This is a genomic window from Mesorhizobium sp. M6A.T.Cr.TU.016.01.1.1 (assembly GCF_003952585.1).
Lineage (GTDB): Bacteria > Pseudomonadota > Alphaproteobacteria > Rhizobiales > Rhizobiaceae > Mesorhizobium > Mesorhizobium mediterraneum.
In genome coordinates this window covers 4165337-4185225 of sequence record NZ_CP034452.1, presented here as the reverse complement: position 1 = coordinate 4185225, position 19889 = coordinate 4165337, and the positions used below count along the sequence as shown (strand labels likewise).

The 19889-nt window shown below is 62.5% G+C and carries 20 protein-coding genes; 7 read left to right on the top strand and 13 right to left on the bottom strand.

Features of this window, described 5'->3' with window-relative positions; translation table 11 throughout:
• Window positions 1-160 precede the first annotated feature (160 nt).
• From EJ075_RS20135 to EJ075_RS20125, 3 genes are all read left to right on the top strand, one after another.
• Window positions 161-802 (top strand): glucose-6-phosphate isomerase, encoded by a 642-nt coding sequence (locus tag EJ075_RS20135; RefSeq protein WP_126105459.1) that lies wholly within the window; start codon window positions 161-163, stop codon window positions 800-802.
• Window positions 803-860: 58 nt separating this feature from the next.
• Window positions 861-1808: a shikimate dehydrogenase gene (locus EJ075_RS20130; RefSeq protein WP_126105458.1), complete on the top strand. Its 948-nt coding sequence runs from the start codon at window positions 861-863 to the stop codon at window positions 1806-1808.
• Window positions 1809-1896: 88 nt separating this feature from the next.
• The gene (locus EJ075_RS20125) at window positions 1897-3411 is read left to right on the top strand and encodes an FGGY family carbohydrate kinase (RefSeq protein WP_126105457.1); all 1515 of its coding nucleotides are present in this window, start codon (window positions 1897-1899) and stop codon (window positions 3409-3411) included.
• Between the two features lie 6 nt (window positions 3412-3417).
• Here the strand turns inward: EJ075_RS20125 and speB are convergent, their stop codons facing one another.
• The 7 genes from speB to EJ075_RS20090 all read right to left on the bottom strand — a co-directional run bounded on the left by speB (window position 3418) and on the right by EJ075_RS20090 (window position 9274).
• Entirely contained in the window at window positions 3418-4386 is a 969-nt protein-coding gene (speB, locus tag EJ075_RS20120; protein WP_126105456.1) for an agmatinase, read from the bottom strand.
• A gap of 12 nt (window positions 4387-4398) precedes the next feature.
• Window positions 4399-5169, bottom strand: a complete 771-nt coding sequence (locus tag EJ075_RS20115; protein WP_126105455.1) for a creatininase — start codon at window positions 5167-5169, stop codon at window positions 4399-4401.
• A 12-nt stretch (window positions 5170-5181) separates the two neighbouring features.
• Window positions 5182-5889 carry an SDR family oxidoreductase gene (locus EJ075_RS20110; RefSeq protein ID WP_126105454.1) on the bottom strand — a complete coding sequence of 236 codons (708 nt, stop codon included), beginning with the start codon at window positions 5887-5889 and terminating at the stop codon, window positions 5182-5184.
• Window positions 5883-6638 (bottom strand): SDR family oxidoreductase, encoded by a 756-nt coding sequence (locus EJ075_RS20105; RefSeq protein ID WP_126105453.1) that lies wholly within the window; start codon window positions 6636-6638, stop codon window positions 5883-5885. Before EJ075_RS20105 ends, EJ075_RS20110 begins: the two co-directional genes overlap by 7 nt.
• Window positions 6635-7408, bottom strand: coding sequence for an ABC transporter ATP-binding protein (locus EJ075_RS20100; protein WP_126105452.1), 774 nt, complete (start codon window positions 7406-7408; stop codon window positions 6635-6637). Before EJ075_RS20100 ends, EJ075_RS20105 begins: the two co-directional genes overlap by 4 nt.
• Window positions 7409-7418: 10 nt before the next feature.
• Window positions 7419-8159 (bottom strand): ABC transporter permease, encoded by a 741-nt coding sequence (locus tag EJ075_RS20095; protein WP_245457962.1) that lies wholly within the window; start codon window positions 8157-8159, stop codon window positions 7419-7421.
• Window positions 8160-8281: 122 nt separating this feature from the next.
• Complete coding sequence (locus EJ075_RS20090) at window positions 8282-9274, bottom strand: ABC transporter substrate-binding protein (protein ID WP_126105451.1); 993 nt, start codon at window positions 9272-9274, stop codon at window positions 8282-8284.
• Between the two features lie 116 nt (window positions 9275-9390).
• Between EJ075_RS20090 and EJ075_RS20085 the strand changes: the two genes are divergently transcribed.
• Window positions 9391-10317: a LysR family transcriptional regulator gene (locus tag EJ075_RS20085; RefSeq protein WP_126105450.1), complete on the top strand. Its 927-nt coding sequence runs from the start codon at window positions 9391-9393 to the stop codon at window positions 10315-10317.
• A 292-nt stretch (window positions 10318-10609) separates the two neighbouring features.
• Here EJ075_RS20085 and EJ075_RS20080 read toward each other — a convergent pair whose 3' ends face one another.
• Together EJ075_RS20080 and EJ075_RS20075 are read right to left on the bottom strand one after the other, a co-directional pair.
• Window positions 10610-11203 (bottom strand): DJ-1/PfpI family protein, encoded by a 594-nt coding sequence (locus EJ075_RS20080; RefSeq protein WP_065009308.1) that lies wholly within the window; start codon window positions 11201-11203, stop codon window positions 10610-10612.
• 180 nt (window positions 11204-11383) lie between these two features.
• Entirely contained in the window at window positions 11384-12085 is a 702-nt protein-coding gene (locus EJ075_RS20075; RefSeq protein WP_126105449.1) for a GntR family transcriptional regulator, read from the bottom strand.
• A 145-nt stretch (window positions 12086-12230) separates the two neighbouring features.
• Between EJ075_RS20075 and EJ075_RS20070 the strand changes: the two genes are divergently transcribed.
• Genes EJ075_RS20070 through EJ075_RS20060 form a run of 3 tightly spaced genes read left to right on the top strand, consistent with a single transcriptional unit; the run spans window position 12231 to window position 15799 of the window.
• Window positions 12231-13457: an iron-containing alcohol dehydrogenase gene (locus EJ075_RS20070; RefSeq protein WP_126105448.1), complete on the top strand. Its 1227-nt coding sequence runs from the start codon at window positions 12231-12233 to the stop codon at window positions 13455-13457.
• An 18-nt stretch (window positions 13458-13475) separates the two neighbouring features.
• Entirely contained in the window at window positions 13476-14963 is a 1488-nt protein-coding gene (locus EJ075_RS20065) for an NAD-dependent succinate-semialdehyde dehydrogenase (protein ID WP_126105447.1), read from the top strand.
• Between the two features lie 11 nt (window positions 14964-14974).
• A complete protein-coding gene (locus tag EJ075_RS20060) occupies window positions 14975-15799 on the top strand; it encodes an alpha/beta hydrolase (RefSeq protein ID WP_126105446.1) in 825 nt (274 codons plus the stop codon).
• Between the two features lie 103 nt (window positions 15800-15902).
• On the opposite strand, the gene EJ075_RS20055 is transcribed toward EJ075_RS20060, so the two are convergent.
• Genes EJ075_RS20055 through EJ075_RS20040 form a run of 4 tightly spaced genes read right to left on the bottom strand, consistent with a single transcriptional unit; the run spans window position 15903 to window position 19877 of the window.
• Window positions 15903-16844 (bottom strand): choline/ethanolamine kinase family protein, encoded by a 942-nt coding sequence (locus EJ075_RS20055; RefSeq protein WP_164547146.1) that lies wholly within the window; start codon window positions 16842-16844, stop codon window positions 15903-15905.
• A 21-nt stretch (window positions 16845-16865) separates the two neighbouring features.
• Window positions 16866-17831, bottom strand: coding sequence for an aminoglycoside phosphotransferase family protein (locus tag EJ075_RS20050; protein WP_126105445.1), 966 nt, complete (start codon window positions 17829-17831; stop codon window positions 16866-16868).
• An 11-nt stretch (window positions 17832-17842) separates the two neighbouring features.
• On the bottom strand, window positions 17843-19123 hold the full coding sequence (locus EJ075_RS20045) for a Zn-dependent hydrolase (RefSeq protein WP_126105444.1): 1281 nt from the start codon (window positions 19121-19123) through the stop codon (window positions 17843-17845).
• Window positions 19116-19877 (bottom strand): DeoR/GlpR family DNA-binding transcription regulator, encoded by a 762-nt coding sequence (locus EJ075_RS20040; RefSeq protein ID WP_126105443.1) that lies wholly within the window; start codon window positions 19875-19877, stop codon window positions 19116-19118. The genes EJ075_RS20045 and EJ075_RS20040 overlap by 8 nt, the downstream gene beginning before the upstream one ends.
• Window positions 19878-19889 lie beyond the last annotated feature (12 nt).

Genomic DNA, 19889 nt, shown 5'->3' with positions numbered 1-19889 from the left:
CGTGTGCCTCGTAGTCGAAATCTGCCATAATCCAGCAACCTCCGAGCTGGTCCGCATAGGGAGATCAAATCGTGCCCTGCAAAGCAAGTGTGGTTCTGTCGAAAGCAGGAGCCGGCCAGATCAGCGCCGCCACCACAGCAAAGCAATATGAGGTAGTCCCTTGACCAGATTGTTTGAGCCGACCGGATGCAAGGTCGATCTGTCGACCGGCGCGATGGGAAATGCAACCGGCAGCTACCAGAAACGCTTCCGCGATCTGGATGGGCTCTATGCGGACGCCGCCGCCTTCGAGGCCATGCGCGCGGCATGGGGCGAGCGCATCGTCTACGAGGTCTCCGAGTTCCGCCCGACCGAGCAGTCAGGCGATCTGATTTTCGGCGTCACGCGCATGGCGCCTGGCAAGGTCGGCGACGAGTATTTCATGACGCGCGGTCACATCCACAAGCAGGCCGACCGGCCCGAGATCTACTATGGCCAGAAGGGTCATGGCCTCATGCTGATGGAATCGCCGGAGGGCGAGGTCCGGATCCTGCCCGTCGATGCGCAGACCGTCTGTTACGTCCCCCCTTTCTGGATCCACCGCTCGATCAACGTCGGGGGAGACGATCTGGTGATGCTGTTCTGCTACCCCGCCGATTCAGGGCAGGACTACGAGATCATCGCAAGATCGGGCGGCATGCGCTCGCGCGTGGTCGCCGGCGATGGAGGCTGGAAGGAAGTCGACAACCCGGATTGGCGACCGCGTGATGCGAAGCTGATCTCCGCCCTCTATGGGCAACAATCCGGCACGGTGCCGGCATGAAGGCTTCCTTCGAGATCACTGCTTCATTTCGCGCTGCTGAAATCCGGGAGGTCGGCAAATGAGCCGCTACCGGCCGGCTACCCAGCCGACGTTCTATTTTATCGGCGTCACGACGACGAGCAGTTCGATCATGCGGGTTTTCCCTGCATGGGCGCGCCACCTCCGGCTGAAGGATGCGGTTCTCAAGGGCATCGACTTTCCACTTCATGCCGATCCGGAGGCCTACCGTGAGGTCGTCTCCTTCATAAAATCCGACCCGCTGTCGCTCGGCGCGCTCGTCACCACGCATAAGATCGATCTCTTCAACGCGGCGCGCGACCTGTTCGACGTCATCGATCCGCACGCTCGCCTGATGCACGAGACCAGCTGCCTGTCGAAGCGGGGCGGCAAACTCATCTGCCATGCCAAGGATCCGATCTCTTCGGGCCTTGCGATAGATGGTTTCATCCCGGCGGGATACTTCGCGGACACCGGTGCGGAAGTCCTGTCCATGGGCGCCGGCGGATCGACGATTGCGATCACCTGGCACCTGATGCGCAAGCGCGCCGACGTGCCTTCGCGCATCATTGTCACCGACCGTTCGCAGCCGCGTCTCGACGAAATCGAGCGCATCCACAAAGACATGATGCCGACGATCGAGATCGAGTATGTCCTCGCCGACCGGCCCGAGATCAACGACAAGACGTTGGCGGCGCTGAAACCCGGCTCGCTGGTGATCAACGCGACGGGACTTGGCAAGGACGCTCCAGGCTCGCCGATCACCGATGACGGCGTGTTCCCCAAGCGCGGCATAGCCTGGGACCTCAATTATCGCGGCGACCTGATCTTCCTCGGCCAGGCAAGACGGCAGCAGGCCGGACAGCAGCTGCAGATCGAGGACGGCTGGACGTATTTCCTGCATGGCTGGACGCAAGTGATCGCCGAGGTCTTCGATATCCCGATCCCGGTGTCGGGGCCGGATTTCGACGAGATTTCGCGCATCGCCATCGAAGCGGCGAAAGGGTAATGCCGTGGAATGCATTCTCGCCACGCCGCGCTCGCTCTGACCGATAGACAGAGGATCACATGCTTGCCCATCTCAGGACCGTGTCGAAATGAACGGCGAGCTTTTCCTCGCAATCGATGTCGGCACGGGCAGCGTCCGCGCCGCACTGGTCGATGTCACCGGCAAGATCCTTGAACTTGCGTCGCGAGAGCACGACCAGATCGTGCCGGAGTTCGGCTGGGCCGAACAGCGGCCGGTCGACTGGTGGGAGGGGGCGCGAACGAGCGTCAAGACGGTGCTGGACCGCGTCGATGGCGCCCGCGAACACATCTCCGCCATCTGCGTCTGCGGGCAGATGCACGGGCTGGTCCTGCTCGACGCGCACGGAGCGCCGACCCGCGAGACCGCACCGCTCTGGAACGACAAGCGCTCCGTTGATCTCGTACGTCGCTTCGAAGAAGAAAATGAGCCGGACAGCTACCTGCCCGAAAGCGGCAACACGCCCACCCCCGCATGGCCGGCCTTCAAACTGCAATGGGTCCGAGACAACGATCCCGCCGCATACGCCCGCAGCGCCGTCGCCATCATGCCGAAGGATTACATCAACTACCGGCTGACCGGCGAGATTGCCATGGATACTGGCGACGCGTCGTGCAGCTTCCTGATGAACCCAGAGCGGCTCGACTGGTCGCCGGTGATGATCGAGCGCATGGGTCTGGACGCCGCCAAGCTGCCGCCGATCCGCAACCCGCTGGATGTCGTCGGCCACGTCACCAAACAGGCGGCGCGCGACACGGGCCTGAAGTCTGGAACCCCCGTGCTGGTCGGCGGTGCCGACTATCCGGTGGCACTGCTCGGTTCAGGCGCTTGTCGGCCGGGAATGGGTTCCGACAGCACCGGCACGGGCGCCATCATCACGGCGATCGCGGAGAAGCCGCTGCTTGACCCGGAGATCTCGAACGTTGCGACGATCGAAGGCAACTGGGCGCAGTTCGTGCTGCTGGAGACTGGCGGCGACGGCATGCGCTGGGCACGTCGCGCCTTCCACGGCAACGCGCTGTCCTATGACGAGATCGTCGCCCGCGCCGCCGAGGCACCTGCCGGTTGCGACGCATTGCTGTTCATGCCCTTTCTCACTGGCGAGCGCCTGGGGCGCCATCGCAATGCCCGCGCACAGTTCTTCGGATTGGGCGCCGCGCATGGCATGGAGCATCTGCACCGCTCGATCCTGGAAGGCATCGCCTTGGCCATGACGCGTCACATCCGCATCATGGAACACGCGTCAAACAAGCCGCTGGAGCGCGTTATCGCCGCCGGCGGCGGGGCGCGCACCGAACTCTGGCTGAAGATCAAGGCGAGTGCCTTCAACATTCCGATCCTGGTTCCGCGGGAGCCCGAATGCGGCATCGTCGGCTGTGCCGCGATGGCCGCGACGGCGACAGGCCGCTTCGCGCGCGTCGAACAGGCGGCCGAGCGTTTCGTGAGCTACGGCGCCGAAATCCTGCCGGACCCCAGATGGGCGGAGACCTACAGGCGCACCCAACCGGTTTTCGACCGGCTCTACCACCACAGCCAGGCGCTCTACGACGACCTCGACGCGCTGGCGGCCGCCACGCAGCCGTGACCCATCTCAGGCCAGCCGAACCCTGCCTGCAGCGACGGACTTGGCAATCACGCACAGCAGTTCGAACATCATCGTTGCCCCCGCCAGCGCCGTCATCCCGCCAAGATCGAACGGCGGTGCCACTTCCACGACATCAGCGCCGACTATGGCCACAGTGTCGAGAAGGCGGACCATTTCCTGCGCTTCGCGGGTGGTGAAGCCGCCAAGCTCAGGGGTGCCGGTGCCGGGCGCCATCGAGGGGTCGATGCAATCGATGTCGAAGGTCACATAGGTGGGACCGCTGCCGACAATGCCGCGTGCCTCTTCCATGACGCTGGCCGCGCCTCGCCGGACAAACTCCTCCATGTAGATGATGCGGATGCCCTGAGCGATCGCCCAATCATGCTCGTTGGGCTCGTAGATGGAACCGCGGATGCCGATCTGGACGACACGTTTGGGATCGAGCAGGCCCTCTTCGATGGCCCGCCGGAAGGGTGTGCCATGCGTGTAGGGATTGTCGCCGAAATAGCGGTCATTGGTATCGGAATGCGCGTCGAAATGGATCATGCCGACTGGCGCATCGCGCGCGACCGCACGCAGCACCGGCAGCGTCGTCAGATGATCGCCGCCGGCAGCAAGTGGAATGGCACCGGCTGCGACAATTGCCGCGATGCCGTCCTCGATGCGCTTCAGACCGTCCAGGAGATTGATCGGATTGACCGAGAGGTCGCCGACATCGGCAATGTTGGCGATGCTGAATGGCTCGGTTCCCGAGACGTGATGGGCCCGCCGCATCAGGCTCGACTGGTTCCGGATCTCGCGCGGACCGTGCCGCGCGCCGGCGCGGTTGGTCGTGCCGCCATCCCACGGTATGCCGACGAGTGCGATGTCCAGCCCCTCGGCACTTGCCACGGCGGGCAGTCTCATGAAGGTCGAAAGCCCGGCGAAGCGGGGAACTGCGGCGGCGTCGACCGGCTGGAAGAAATTGCTGTTCATGTTCTCGTCACCTCAGAAGAATTCACGTTTGACGATGTTGGCGAGCCGCGTCTCGCAGTCGTCGAGCAGCCATCGGCCCTTTTCCGCCGACGAGCCCTCGGTCAACGAAAGGACGCCGGACGGCGGCACGTCCTCGGACGGTCTGGGATAGCGGTCATAAGGCTTGAATTGCGCGGGACCGTCATGCAGCGCCTTGCCGAGATCGACGAGCTCCGGGCGCAGCGCCAGCATCATCGATGTCTCGATCACGCTCGCATGCTCCAGCTCGATGCCGGGGTAGCCGTCGGGGAACACTTTCGCCAGCGTTTCGCCGCGCACCATCTCCCAGTGGTCGACGCGCAGGATCGTCAGGTCCGTCGCACGTTCGCGGCCGATGGCGTCGAGCGCCAGTTCGATGCCTTCGATCGACGGACCAATGTTCTCGTAGTGGCCGTTGAGCACAACGATGCGTCGGACCTTCTGGCGATACAGATCGCAGATCACATCCTTGACCAGAAGCGAGAAAGTCTGTGCCGTGATGTTGATCGTGCCGGGAAAGGCTGGGCCGCCGCCTGACCGGGGCTGCGAGCGGTTGCCGTAGGCGATCGTCGGCGCCACCAGTCCTCCGACCTGCGACGCCACCTTTTCGGCGATAGCGGTCGGGATCACCACATCGACATTCATCGCCATGTGGTGGCCGTGTTGTTCGGTCGCGCCGAGCGGCAGGAAGACGGGAGCGCCGGCGGCGATCCGCTCCTTAGCCTCGGGCCACGACAGCTCAGCCAGGAAAACGCGGTCTTTCATGATCATCTCTTCTCAAAGCATCGCCGCGCCACCATTGGCGCCCAGGCATTGTCCGGTGAAAAAGGTTGCGCCGGGGCCGGCCAGGAACACCACCGCGGCGGCGATTTCATCCGGCCGTCCGATCCGCCTCAGCGGGTGTGTTGTTTCCAGCGCGCGCTGGCTCTCGGTCAGCGCGTCGAAGCCGAGAAGCGGCGTGTCGGTCGGCCCGGGCGCCACGGCGTTGACCAGGATGCGGGGCGCAAGTTCGCGTGCCCAGGAGCGGGTAAGGCCGAGCAACGCCGCCTTTGTCGCACAATAGACTGAAGCGCCCGACCGGCCGAGATAGGCGAGCTCGGAGGCGATATTGATGATGCGTCCGCCATCGGGAAGATGCGGCAGGACTTCCCGCGCCACGATGATCGCGCCCCGCACATTGACGGCGAACATTCGGTCGACATGATCGAGCGAAATCCCGCCAAGCGGTGCTTCCTGCAGGATGCCGGCATTGTTGACGAGGATGTCATAGCCGCCAATCCGGTCCCTGCCCTGCCCGACCGCGGTAATGATGTCGGTTTCGCTGGCGAGGTCGCAGGCAAGAATGGGGAAATCGCCCTCTGACGCCTCGAGATCGAGCCCCAGAACCGTGGCCCCCGCCTCGCGCAAGGCGTGCGCGGTCGCGCGGCCGATACCGCTGGCTGCGCCAGTGACCAGCGCGCGTTTTCCGTGAAGCGGGCTTACCAAGGCACTTCTCCCCTGTCGACACCAAGCGACTGCCCGGTGATGTTGGCTGCAAGTTCCGACGCCAGGAAGAGATAGGTGCCCGCGATGTCAGCCGGCTCCATCAGGCCCGGCAGGGCCTGCGCACCGACGATGCTTTCGAGCAGCGCTGCCTCGCTGACGGCGTCTCTCTCGGCCATGCGGCCGAGCGAGCGCATCGACGCATCCGTGCGAACCCATCCGGGACAGACCGCATTGACGCGGATGCCCCTGGCCCCGAGTTCCTTGGCCCAGGTCTTCGTCAGGCCGATAATGGCGTGCTTGGAGGCGACATAGGCGCCGAACTGCGCCTCGGCAACGCGGCCCCAGATCGATGACGTGTTGACGATCGAACCGCCGGCCTGCATGCGCGGCAGAGCACGCGCCGTGACGAGCGCCGTGCCGATGATATTGATCTCGATGATGCGCCGGAAGGCGGCTTCGACATCGTCGCCGCTGTCGGTGATCGGCGTCATCAGTTCGAGCCCGGCATTGTTGATGAGCACGTCTATGCGAGCGACAGGTTCGAAAGCTGCCGCGACGGCCGAACGATCGGCAATATCGGCTTCCGTGCTGGTGGCGCCCAATTCACGCGCCCGTTCGTGCACAGCCGCTTCGTTGGCGATGAGATGCAGGCTGGCGCCGGCTTGCGCAAAACCCTTAGCGATGCCGAGCCCGATGCCACGGCTGGCCCCGGTGATCACGACCGACTTTCCGGAGAAGGAGAGGCTCATGCGACCACTCCCGTCTCGTTGCGGATCAGATGCAGGACCCTGTTGCGCAACTCGAAGAATTTCTGCGTTTCCCGGATTTCCAGTGGCCGTTGCGGACCCAGCTCGGCCGCCACATCGATGTCGGCCACTACCGAGGCCGGCCGGCGCGAAAACAGGATGATCCGGTCGGCGAGGAACACCGCTTCTTCCACGTCGTGGGTGACGAAGATGACGGTCTTTTCCTCGCGAATCTGGATCTGTCGCAACTCGACCTGAAGGCGCTCGCGCGTCAGCGCGTCGAGCGCACCGAAAGGCTCGTCCATCAACAGCACGTCCGAACCGGCGGCGAGCGTGCGCGCTATGGCCACGCGCTGGCGCATGCCGCCCGAAATCCGGTTCGGATAGGAACCGGCGAAGTCGGCAAGCCCGAACAGTTCAAGATAATGGCGCATCCGCTCGGCTTTCTCGCTCGCGCCAAGGTCCTTCCTGTAGCGCATGCCGAAGGCAATGTTCTTCTCGACAGTCAGCCAGGGAAACGACGAATAGGACTGGAACACCATGCCGCGCCGTCGATCCGGTCCGACAACTTTTTCGCCGCCGAGCACGATCGAGCCCGAGCTAGGTTCGTCGAGGCCGCCGACCATCCGCATCAAGGTTGTCTTGCCGCAACCCGATGGGCCTAGGAAGACCACCAGCGAATTGCGGTCGAGACCAAGATCGGTTTTTCGCACGACATCGACCGGGCCGAAGGACTTGGCCGTATCGACGAACTGAATGTAGCCGCTCGCCATGACCTATCCCTCACAGATACCGGAAGAGCCGGCGGTGAAGCAGGCGAAGCAGCTGGTCGGTGATGAGGCCGATCAGCCCGATGACGACGACGCCTGCCATTACTTCGGGCGTTTTGACGAAGCGGCGCGCCGTCCAGATCACGTAGCCGATGCCGGAATCGGCCGCGACAATCTCGGCGATGATCAAATATGTCCAGCACCAGCCGAGCGTGATCCTGAGATTGTCAATCAGGGTCGGCCCCATCCAGCGCAAGGCGACATCGGTCATCACTTGCCTCGAGCTGGCGCCGACGGTGCGGGCGACCTCGACGAACTCCTGCGGCACCCGCCGCATGTCATCGGCCACGAGAAGCACGAGCTGGAAGAAAGTGCCCAGCCAGAGCAGGAAGATTTTGGTCTCCTCGCCGACGCCGAACCAGATGATGGACAGTGGCACAAGTGCGGGAACCGGAAGATAGCGGATGAAATCGATCATCGGCTCGAGTGCGGCTCCGACAATCCGGTAGCTGCTCATCATGATGCCGATCGGGATGGCCATGGCCGCGGCGAGCAGGAAGGCGATCCACACACGTGTGGTCGAGACCACGACATGCCAGACGAGGTTCTGCTCGGTCAGCATCGTCCACAAGGCGATGACGACGCGGCTTGGTGAGGGGAGGAACTGCGGCGCAATAATGCCCGCGCGTGCCGCCAGCTCCCAACCCGCGACGACCAGGGCGGCCGCCGCAACGCTGACGGCGGATTCCGCCATCGGCGAAGCTCGGCCGCGAAAAACAAACAGACTGCTGAACAAGATCACTATCCCCGGATGCCGGCATGGCATGGCCGCCGGCGGCCGCCGGAAGGCGGGCCGCCGGACCTGGTCCATTGCCGTTACTTAGCCGACACCTTGTTGATCACCGAATTGTCGATCTGGTCCGTCGCCACGAGCTTGTTGTCGGCAGCGCCGTTCTCCAGGTTGAGGTCCATCACCGTATCGAAGATGCCGTGGAGCGTGCCTTTTTCTCCCGGTTTGCCCATGTAGGCGAGAGATTCGGCGAGCGTCGTGTAGGATAGGCTGGAGTCGACGATCTCGGTCACCTCAGCCGGCGTCAGGCCGAAATGCTTGGAGGCCATATCGGCGAATTTTCCCGGCTCGGCCTTCAGGAAATCGACGGCCTCGTAGATGCAGCCGAGAAACTTCGCGTATTTGTCCGGGTTCGCCTTGAAGTCATCGTTGCGGACGATGATCGCATCGATGATGATGCCGCGATGATCCTTGGACGAGACCAGCATGCGAGCACCCGGACGGGTCGAGGCCTTCAGCGCCTGCGACATGAACGGTTCATAGGTCGCGATCGCGGCAATCGAGTCATCGACGAAAACCGCGCCCGTGTCGGCCGTTGCGATGTCCTTGATCTGGAGGTCCTTCAGTGACAGTCCCGCCTGCTTCAGCTCCATCTGGAGCAACAGGCGTGAGGGAATGTTCGGTTCGGCAGCGACGACCTTGCCCTTGAGATCCGCCACCGTCTTGATCTGGTCGTCGGTGATGATGCCGTCGCCGCCGACGGATTCATCGATCGTGCCGATGATGATGCCCGGTGTGGAGGCGTCGCGCGGGCGCCCCTGATATTCGCCGACGGAGCGCATCTGCATCTCGATGTCGCCGCGCGCCATCGCTGCCATGACGTTGGTGAGGTCATCCTCGAACTTGATGCTGACGTCTAGGTCTTTGCCGGCGAAGCAGCCCAGGTCGCTTGCGATGTGGACAGGTGCAAATCCCAGCCACGTCGGAGCAAGGATGCGTATCTGGTCGGCGCTGAAGGCGAACTGCGAACTGGCGAGCACCAGTGCTGCGGACAACGCGATGCGGAGTGACGATTTCATGATTGTTCCCCATTTTTGTTCCGCGCAGGCTCGCGATTTCAAGCATTGATGTAAATGAGTTTATTTAGAATTTTACATCGAATAATGTCGATGTATCGCCGTTCGAGGGACAAGCCATGCGTCGTTTGGACAACATCGACATCCGCCTGCTGCGCGTCTTCGTGGCGCTGGCCGATTCAGGCGGCTTCGCCGACGCGCAGATCACCCTCAACCTGTCGCAGCCGACGCTCAGCACGCATCTTGCGGAGTTGGAGAAACGCATCGGCGCCCAGCTCTGCCATCGCGGACGCAAAAAGTTCCGCCTGACCGAGGTCGGACAGGCGACCTACGACGCGGCGCAGAAACTGTTTCGCGATCTCGACGATTTCGGACACCGCATCAGCGCAGCTAGCGGCAGCCTGTCCGGCCGGTTGCGGATCGGCACGTCCGATGGCGTGTTCACAAGCAGTGAATTGGGCATCCAGCATGCCCTCAGACGCTTCATGGGTCCTGATTCCGATGTTTTCATCGACCTCTCGCTTGGCACGCCATCCGAGCTTGAGCAGCAAGTCGCTGATGGCGGCCGCGACATCGTCATCGGGCCGCTGTCGCAGAAAGCGCCCGGTGTCGTATACCGGGATTATTGCGGCGAGCCGCATTTTCTCTATTGCGGCCGACGGCACCCGCTTTTTGCGATGCCCGATTCAAGGATCGACCAAAGCGCCATCCACGCTGCGCGGTTTTCTGTACGCAGCTATCGGTATTTCGACGATCTCTATCTCGTCGGGCATCCTAAGGCCAGCGCGTCGGTAATCCACATGGAAGCACAATTAATGCTGATCCTATCGGAAAACTTCATCGGCTTCCTGCCGGCTCATTTCGCATCTTCATGGGTCCATGCCGGCGAGTTGCGGGCGATCAAGCCGGGATCTTATACTTTCAGTTCGCGGCATCTGGTCGCTTACCGCAGGGCAGACGAAACACGAAACCTGGTCCAGGCGTTCCTTCGAGAACTGACCAGAGGATCTGAGACGGTTCCTTCGAAAGAGGGTGGCGCAAAATAGTAAGAATTTCGGTCTGCCCGAGCAATCCAGCAGTCTGTTCGGCCAGATCAATCAGCCCGTCATCGAACCCTCCAGCCGGGGCAGGCTGCTATCTACTGGAAGAGGTGCTCGGCATCGCCGAGATGCGCGTGGGCGGCAAACAACCCCGTCTGGATTCGGCGGGCGTCATTGCCAATGTCGGCAGCGACGCGTTCGTCGCCTTGCAAGTGAGCACGGAGGCGTTGCCACGAGCCGTGGACGATCTGAGGAGCGAACCGATGCATCCCGTCTGGGATGCATCGGAAGGACTGACTCAGTTGTGGCGGATTTCCGTTCCCAGCACCTTCAGGCACTCGCGGATGAACGCGGCAAGTGCGGTCCAGCCCTTTGCCGAGACCATCGTTCCGTCGACATAGGCCTCAGTCGGGGACAGGTCGATATAGGTTCCACCGGCGAGGGTCACTTCCGGCTCGCAGGCAGCCAGCGCACCTACTTTCTTGCCACGCACGACGCCGTCGACCGCGATCAGGATCTGTACGCCATGGCAGATCGTGAAGATCGGCTTCTTGTTTTCGTGGAAATGGCGGACGATCGCCTGCACGCGCTTATCCGTGCGGATGTACTCGGGGCCACGACCACCCGCGCAATACACGGCGTGATACTGGTCGAGCTGTTTCTCCGCCTCCGAAAAGGTCTTGTTCATCAAAGCATAGTGGCCGGGCTTCTCGGTGTAGGTTTGGTCACCTTCGAAATCGTGAAGCGACGTCTTGATCAGGTCTCCAGCGTTCTTGTCAGGACAAACAACGTGGACGATGTGGCCGACGGCCTCCATCGCCTGCTGATAGACGAAGATCTCGTATTCTTCGGTAAACTCACCGGTCAACATTAGTATTTTCTTGCCTGGCATGGTCGGTTTCCTCGTTTTGTGGATGGAAGTCAGGCGGGCATTGCACTCGCCCGGCGGCGCGGGTCTCAGAAAGGGGGACGCGGGACGTGGCATTCCCGGGCGTTTGCTTGCGGGGTCAACGGTGCCTCCAGCTTGACGGCGCCGCTCCCGATGTGGACGGTGACTGACATCGTGACAGTCTCAATCGAACGCCAGCAACAAACGATCACGAGAATGCTCGATATGGCGGCGCATCGCCTGTTCCGCCGCAACAGGATCGGAGGCAGCGAAGGCGGCCAGGATAGCCTCATGCTCGTCGAGCGCTTCCTCGGTAACGCGCGAATGGAACATCAGGCGAAAGATGTGGAAGTGCGTATGCTGGAACGCGAGCGTCTGGCGCACGAGTTCATTGTTTGCAAATTCCATGATCCTGTCGTGGAAAATGGCGTCCTGCCGCGCAAAGTTGGAGTAACGCAGGCGCTCATCCTTGCCTTCGCGGCGCGCCATGCCCCCTGCGGACTCCTGAAGCACCGCAAGTTTCGTCTCATCCATCAATGCGGCTGCTTTGGCCGCCCCATGCGGCTCGAGCAGCAGGCGAAGCTCATAGAGTTCGTCAAATCGGCGCTTGGTTATCTGCGGCGCGGCGCGGTAGCCGATCAAATGTGTCTTCAGCACAAGGCCTTCGCCTTCGAGGCGGCCAAGCGCTTCACGGATTGGCGTGTGGGATACTTCGAGTTCCTTGACCAGACTGTCGACGGTGATCCGCGAGCCAGGCGCGATCTTCAGCGACATGAGTTGCGCGAAGATCGCTTCATACACGTCCTCCACCAGGCTGTTGGATCGCTGGATGCGTCCGCTAGCCGGGTCGACTTCTCGGGCATTGCTTAAGTTCGTGACCTGCATCTTTGCCTCTTGACAGGATCACTGGCTAACACGATGCTCCGCTCAATGCAATCCTATATCATATACGATTTAATAGATGAAACTTTTGGATCGAACTCGACGAGCTTTCGCTTTCCACTCCCAACATCATCGAGGGACGCAGAACATGAGCCTTTTCGCTGCCGTAAGGCTCCCGCGTGAGATCCTCTTCGGGAAGGGCCAGCGCCATGTCATTCCAACCGTTGCGGCCAGGCTGGGCCGTCGCGCGCTTGTCTGCACGGACGAGCGCTTTGCCGCGACTGTCGCCTTCGCAGAGATCGTGGCGGCGCTCGAAGGCGCATCGATAGACGTGCTCGTGCATGACTGCGTGCTGCCCGACGTCCCCCGGGACACCGTTGCCGTCTGCGTCGAGGAGGCGCGAAAGTTCGCGCCAGATATGGTGATCGGCATTGGAGGCGGCAGTTGTCTCGACATGGCCAAATGCGCCGCATTGCTCATCAGTCACGGCGGCCTGCTCCAGGACTACTACGGCGAGTTCAAGGTGCCTGGCCCGACGCTGCCGGTGATCGCGGTGCCAACGACAGCCGGCACCGGCTCGGAAGTGACCCCTGTCGCCGTGATCTCCGATCCGGATCGCACCTTGAAGGTCGGCATCTCCAGCCCGCATCTGATCGCGGCAGCCGCCATCTGCGACCCGGAACTGACGATGACATGTCCCCCGGGACTGACGGCGATCGCGGGTGCAGACGCGCTGACACATGCAATCGAGGCTTTTACCGCCGTCAGGCGCGGCACTGACCCCAGCCTCCCGCAACAGCATGTCTTCATCGGAAAGAGCGCGCTGACCGATCATTTTGCGCTGCTCGCGATCAAGCTGCTTGGCCGCAGTCTCGAGAAGGCATACAGCGACCCCGCCGACGAGGACGCTCGGGCCGATGTGATGATGGGCGCGCTTGCTGCCGGCTGTGCGTTCGGTACGGCCGGAACGGCGGCGGCGCACGCGGTGCAATATCCGGTCGGCGCCCTCACCCACACCGCTCACGGGCTGGGTGTCGCCACCATGTTGCCGTATGTCATGAAGTACAACAGGGCCGCCGCGGCCGCCGAGATGGCCGAGATCGGCCTCGCCCTTGGTCTCGACGGGAGGGACCGGAGTGCCGGTGAGATGGCCGACGCGACGATCGACGAGATCGGCCGGCTGTTTGGAGCGATCGGGATCACGCCTTCGCTGGCCAAGCTCGGGCTTCCCGCCGACAAGCTCGATTGGACGGCCGAACAGGCGCTCGGCATTGACCGTCTCATCAAGAACAATCCGCGGCCATTCGATCTGGCAGCCATGCGGGGCCTGATCCAGGCAGCCTATGATGGCGACCTCGCCACCTACGTCATGTGAGCAATCGAGGAGCAGGCCATGAACATATCTCATCAGGTGCTGGAGGACGATCAGGACACTGCCGACTTCCATAGATTCTCCCACGGCTTGTATATCGGCGGCCAATGGAGGCAATCCGCCGACGGCAGGGAAATCCAGGTCGTGGACCCTTCCACGGAAGCGGTGATCGCCGCCGTTCCCGATGCGACGATCGAAGATGCCGCGGCCGCCGTGGAGGCTGCGGCCAAGGCCGCCGATGGCTGGCGCACAACGGCACCCCGCAAGCGTTCCGAAATCCTCAGACGTTGCTTCGAGCTGATGACGCAACGTTCTGAGACGCTGGCAACCCTGATCTCGCTGGAAAACGGCAAGGCACTCCGGGACGCACGTGGCGAGATCGCCTATGCTGCGGAATTCTTTCGCTGGAATGCCGAGGAAGCCGTTCGCATCACAGGTGAATTCGGGATGGCGCCTTCCGGCACGAACCGGATCGTGGTCGATTACGAGCCCATCGGCATCTGCGTCCTTGTCACGCCCTGGAACTTCCCTGCCGCCATGGCGACGCGCAAGATCGCGCCCGCCTTGGCTGCCGGGTGCACGGTAATTTTGAAGCCAGCTAGCGAGACCCCGCTCACGGCCTACGCGCTTGCCGCGCTCTACCAGGAAGCAGGCGTTCCGCCAGGTGTGGTGAACGTTCTGACAACCTCCAGTCCCGGCCCTGTGACGGCCGCGATGCTGGCCGATCCGCGGGTGCGGAAACTCTCCTTTACCGGCTCGACGGGTGTCGGGCGCGTTCTGCTGGCCGAGGCGGCAAAGCACGTGGTTTCGTGTTCGATGGAACTTGGCGGCAACGCGCCATTCCTTGTGTTCGATGACGCGGATCTCGACGCGGCGGTCGACGGGGCGATGGTGGCGAAGATGCGCAACGCCGGCGAGGCCTGCACGGCTGCAAACCGCATCTATGTCCAGTCCGGCGTTTATGACGCCTTTGGCGAAAGCCTCGCCAGGCGGATGTCGGCACTCAAGGTCGGCGCCGGCACGGACGCGGCCACGGAGTGCGGGCCGATGATCACCAGGAAGGCCGTCGACAAGATCGGCCGGCTGGTCAACGATGCTGTCGCCCGTGGCGCGCGGGTGCTGTGCGGGAGCAAGGCAGGCTCGGGAACGGGATACTTTTATCCGCCGACCGTGCTCTGCGACGTCCCGGCCGAGGCGGAGATGGCGCATGAGGAAATTTTTGGGCCGGTGGCGCCGATCTCGAGATTCGAGACGGAAGCCGATGTCATCGCGCGCGCCAACGACACCGAATACGGTCTTGCCGCCTACATCTACACGCGCGATCTTGCGCGTGGAATGCGGGTGGCATCCAAGATCGAAGCCGGGATGATCGCTCTCAACCGCGGCTTGATGTCCGATCCGGCAGCACCCTTCGGCGGGGTGAAGCAGAGCGGCCTCGGCCGCGAGGGCGGCCAGCATCACGGCATTGCCGAGTTCATGGAGGCGAAATACCTCGCCATCAGCATCTGAGCGGAGGAAGAGTGCAAAGCGATCCGTTTCGCATCCGCGACTACGTCGCGGATTTTGACAAAATCGTGCAGGACATTGTTCACCGCAGCGAGGCCGTTCGCGCAACCATTCCAATGGCTGCGGACGTTGCCTATGGGCCGGATCAGACCGAAACCATCGACCTGTTCTTTCCCACGGGCAAAAGAAGCGGCCTGCCGGTGCACATGTTTATCCATGGCGGCTACTGGAGAATGTTCTCCAAGCGCGACTACTCATACGTCGCGACGACGATTACCCAGGCGGGTGCGATTGCCGTCATCGTCGACTATGCTCTGATGCCCAACGTCAGAATGGCTACGATCGTCGACCAGGTGCGCCGCGCCAAGCAGTGGGTTCTCGCCCATATCGCCGACCATGGCGGAAACCCGGCAGAACTGACTGTCAGCGGTCATTCGGCCGGAGCACATCTTTCAACGTTTCTGTTCAACAGCGAGAATACCCCCTCGAATGTGCGGGCAGCTCTTCTGCTCGGCGGGCTCTACGATTTGAAACCGCTCCAGAACTCCTTTCTCGCCAACGAGATTGGAATCACCGATGAGGAAGTCGCCATGTTTACACCTCTTGCCTATCGGCATGATCCTCAAACCAAGGCGACGGTTCTGGTCGGAGCCAATGAGACGCCGCCTTTCCATCAGCAAGCAGATCGATTCAAACAGAACCTGCTGCAGCGGGGTTCGCCGGTAACGTCGCTTGTTCTCACGAACCGCAACCACATGGACAGTGTCAGAGATCTCGGCGTGCCAGGGAGCCAGGCGGGTGGTTGCCTGACGAAACTGATTGCCAACGACAGCCGCTAGACAGCCGCTAGCCCTCCCTGCAGACATGCCGGCCATCACCCATGGCGGCTTAACTGCAATGCCGTCTGCGTCCAACCGGGAATTGCTCCGCCCGTGACACTCGTCAGACCGCCTTGAGATACTCGACCCATTGCGGGGTCTGCATCACCGAGCGCGCGCGCATATATTTCCACGCCCCGTATTTGTAGAAATCGAAGTCGAGCGCCGATACGACGTTCTGCACCATCGCCCAGGTTCCCCACTTCACATCGGCGAGCACCTTGTGCACGACCAGCCGGGCCTTCAACCGAGGGTCAAACCTGCCGAAATATTCCTCGATGACTTCCGCCTCGACCGCATCGGAGAAGAACATTTCCCCGCACCAGATGCCGAGTTCGTAACAGCGATCGTTGTTTGCCGCATACTCATAGTCGATCAGCATCATCGACCGGTCGGGCGCGATCATGAAGTTTCCGGGCATCGGATCGTTGAAGCATGGAACCAGGTCGATACCCGAAGCCTCGAGCGCCGCCCGTGCCAGCAGGTATTGGCGATGCAGCCACGCAAAATCCGCCGGCAGCGCGCCTCCGAGCTCGCCGACCTGATCGACATGCTCGTCGATCATGTCGAAGACCGTCTTGGTCAGCGACAGCAGGCCCGAATCGTTGAAGCGCCGGTAGAGACCCAGCACCGAGCGGCGTACATCCGGGTCGAGGAAATCACGATTGGTACAGGAGCGCCGCCCCTCCATGAAATCGGCAATCTCGACGCCGCGTTCGTCCAGATAGCCGTAGACCGCGGGTCCGATACCGAGCGAGTGGGCGCGCCGGCTCGCCTCCGCCGCCGCTTTTCGGTCGATGAACATCTCGGTGCCCCGGCCCGGAACCTTCACGAAATAGCTCTCTGACTGTCCCGCGATGCGAACGCGCCAATTGGAATTGCTGATGCCGCCATGCACCGGCCGGTAGCGGAGATCGCGGCCGGTCCATGGTTCGACGGCACAGATGACGGCCTCGATCTCCCGCTCGGCTTCGCTCACCGCCTCGCCCGGCCGCTTCTCAATCATATAGGGCCTCCTTGCAGCCACTCAAAGCCGTCTCAACTTCAGTTCGAAGTCCGGATGGCGAAGAGCCATCCGGCAGCGCAGCAACCGCCACTGCGCGTATTTCAGAAACTCGATGTCGCCGCGCGGCGATGTCGAGTTCAACAACAGACCCCATAGCCCCCACATCAGATCGTCCGCCGCCGCATATGCACGGCAACGGTTGAGGGAAGCCTGACGGAACGACCCCTCGAACATCTCAAGCGCCGGCCGCATCTCTTCTTCGAACGGAAAGGCCTCGTTGAGTAGAATGCCGACCTCGTAGAGGGGATCGACATTGCGGGCGTCGTCGAAATCGACGAGCTGAACCGCCCCGTCCTGGCTTATCATGATGTTGGAGGCGAGGCCGTCGGCGTGGCTCGGCCGGGCATCGTAACCCGCAGCGGTGATCGCGCGCTCGATCTCGCCGACGCCGTCGAGCATCCACCAAAGATCGTCCGGGCGGTCGACGCCGGCGGCTTTGCGGGCGTCGTCCAGCACCCGGATCCTGTCGAATACCGTCCACGACAAAGTAAATGGCCGCGATCCGTGGATCGCCTTTTTGAGCGCGATGACCTGTTCCATCACGTCCGCCCTTCGCAGATCGTCCATGCGCGCCGTTTTCCAACCGGTCGGCAAGAGATCGAAGACGATCGCATCGGCGTCTCGCGCAAGATGCCGGGGGCTTGGCGTGCAGCCCAGTCCGGCGGCGATGGAGGCGGCTTCAAACACGGCCTCCAGATCGACGAACGCCTTCTGGTCGGAGTTCACGATCTTCAGGAAATAGGCCGGAGACGACTGGTCGACCGCCACCAGCCATGCTTCGCTGTCGACGCCGCGATGCGAGGGCGATGCGATACCCGGAGAGGCGGGCGCAAAACCGATCTGTTTTCCCGTCCAGTCCGCGACAGAGGTGAGCGCCGCCTCGGCACGAACTTCCGCGGGGGTGGAGGCTTCGCCGATCGTCTTCATCGTCTAGCCCTTCAGTTCTTCAGGATGTTGCCGTCGACGCAGAACCGCCACAGCATCCCCGCGAGCAGTTCCGTCCCCAGGAGCCGATCCTCGGGCGTGGTAAACTCCGTCGGATGGTGGATGACACCGCCGACGCTCGGCACCCCGATAACGATCGCTGGTGTCACCGCCGACATGCTGACGGCGTCGTGCCCACCGATCGTGTCGAGCCGCAGCACGGTCTGCCCGAGCGATTTGGCGGTCTGTTCGGCCAGATCGATCAACCCGGCGTCGAAGCCTCCCGCCCGCCTGCGGTCTATGGACCGGACTTCGAAAGACGTGTTGGCGCGGGCGGCACAGGTCTCGATCTTCTCCTTGAGTTCCGCTTCGGCGGACGCCAGAAGCTCGGCGCTTCCCGACCGCAGTTCGATGAACATCACCGTTTCTCCCGGCACGACATTCGGTGAATTGGGATAGACTTCCAGCCGCGCCGCCGAGGTGTGCAGATCCGGACCGGCCTTGTCGGCCATGTCCCTGAGCTCGGCGATCAGATAGGCGGCAGCAAGCAGCGCATCCTGCCGCTCGGCCATCGGTGTAGGACCGGTGTGGGCCTGCCGGCCGAGATAGGCGAGGCGATATTTGACGGCACCCCAGAAACGGGTGAATGCCCCGATCCGCAGGCCGGCCTTCTCGAGATGGGCCGAGCCCTCGATGTGGATCTCGATCAGGGCGTCCGGCACCACGCGAGCGGCCTCGCCCGCATAGCCGATTTCCGACAGCGCCTCGGCCACCGAAACGCCGGAACCGTCCCGGCGCGCCAGCGCGAAATCGAGGTCGATCTCGCCGGAATTGACGCTGCTGCCAAGCAGGCTGGGCTGGAACCGCGCACCTTCCTCGTTGGTCCAATTGACGATGACGAAGTTGCATTTCGGCGTGATGCCGGTTTCGGCCACCCGGCGCCTTATCGCCTCTATCGCGCTGCAGGCGGCGATCACCCCATAGGCGCCGTCAAAGCGGCCGCCATTCGGCTGACTGTCGAGATGCGAGCCGCACATGATGCAGGGCGCATCCTTGCCGGCCCAGTCGAGAAATCCGTACATGTTGCCGATCGCGTCGATCTCAAGACGCAGGCCTTCCTGCGCGAACCATGCAGCCAGCCAGTCCCGTGCCAGTCCATCCTCGCGGGACAGTGTCAGTCGCGTCATCGAGCCGTCAGGACCACCGCCGAAGGCGGAAACCTCATCCATCATCCGATGGAGGGCTTCGGCGTCGATGCCGGGAAAAGCCGACGGGTCCTTGCGAATTTCAAGCATAGAGCACCTTTACCTGCGTCTGATCCATTTGCGCGGCGAAGTCCGCCTTGAGCGGAGCGTCGGTGATCAGGATGTCGACGTCCCGGAATTCGTATGTGCAGATGGAGCCCTGCCGGCCAAATTTGCTGCTGTCCGCCAGCATGACGCACTGTTTGGAGTGCTTTCGCAGCGCGCGGCGAATGTTCGCCTCGTCCGGTCCGAGGTCCATGAAGCCGAACCTGCTGTCGACGGTTGCAATGCTAACGAAGGCGATGTCGAACAGATGCCGCGTGACGAGATCGACCGGATCCGGCCCCATGAAGGCCCGGTAGCTCGCCCTGACGTCGCCGCCGACCGCCACGAGATTGGGATGTCCAGCATCGGCAAGCAGCGCGATGATGTCGAGCGAGTTGGTATAGACGGTGATATCAGGCCAGTTCCTCAGATGCTTGGCGAACGCCAGCGTCGTCGTGCCGGCGTCGACGAATATCTTGATGTGGTCTCTGAGCAGGGTCGCCGCACGTTCGGCGATGCGCGCCTTCTCGCGCGCGTTCAGCCGCATCCGGTCGGCGATGGGCTCGTCGGCGTCCGGCCGCGGCTTGACGCCACCACCATAGATGCATCGCAGGTGCCCCTCGAGTTCCAGTTGCTTCAGGTCGCGACGCACCGTTTCCCGGCTGACATGGAAATGCTCGGCGAGTGCCTGCACCGATACGCGCCCGTGCTTCTCGAGTTCGGCAAGCGCGTATTGCATGCGATCTTCAGGATCGCTCATGCGGATTTCGCT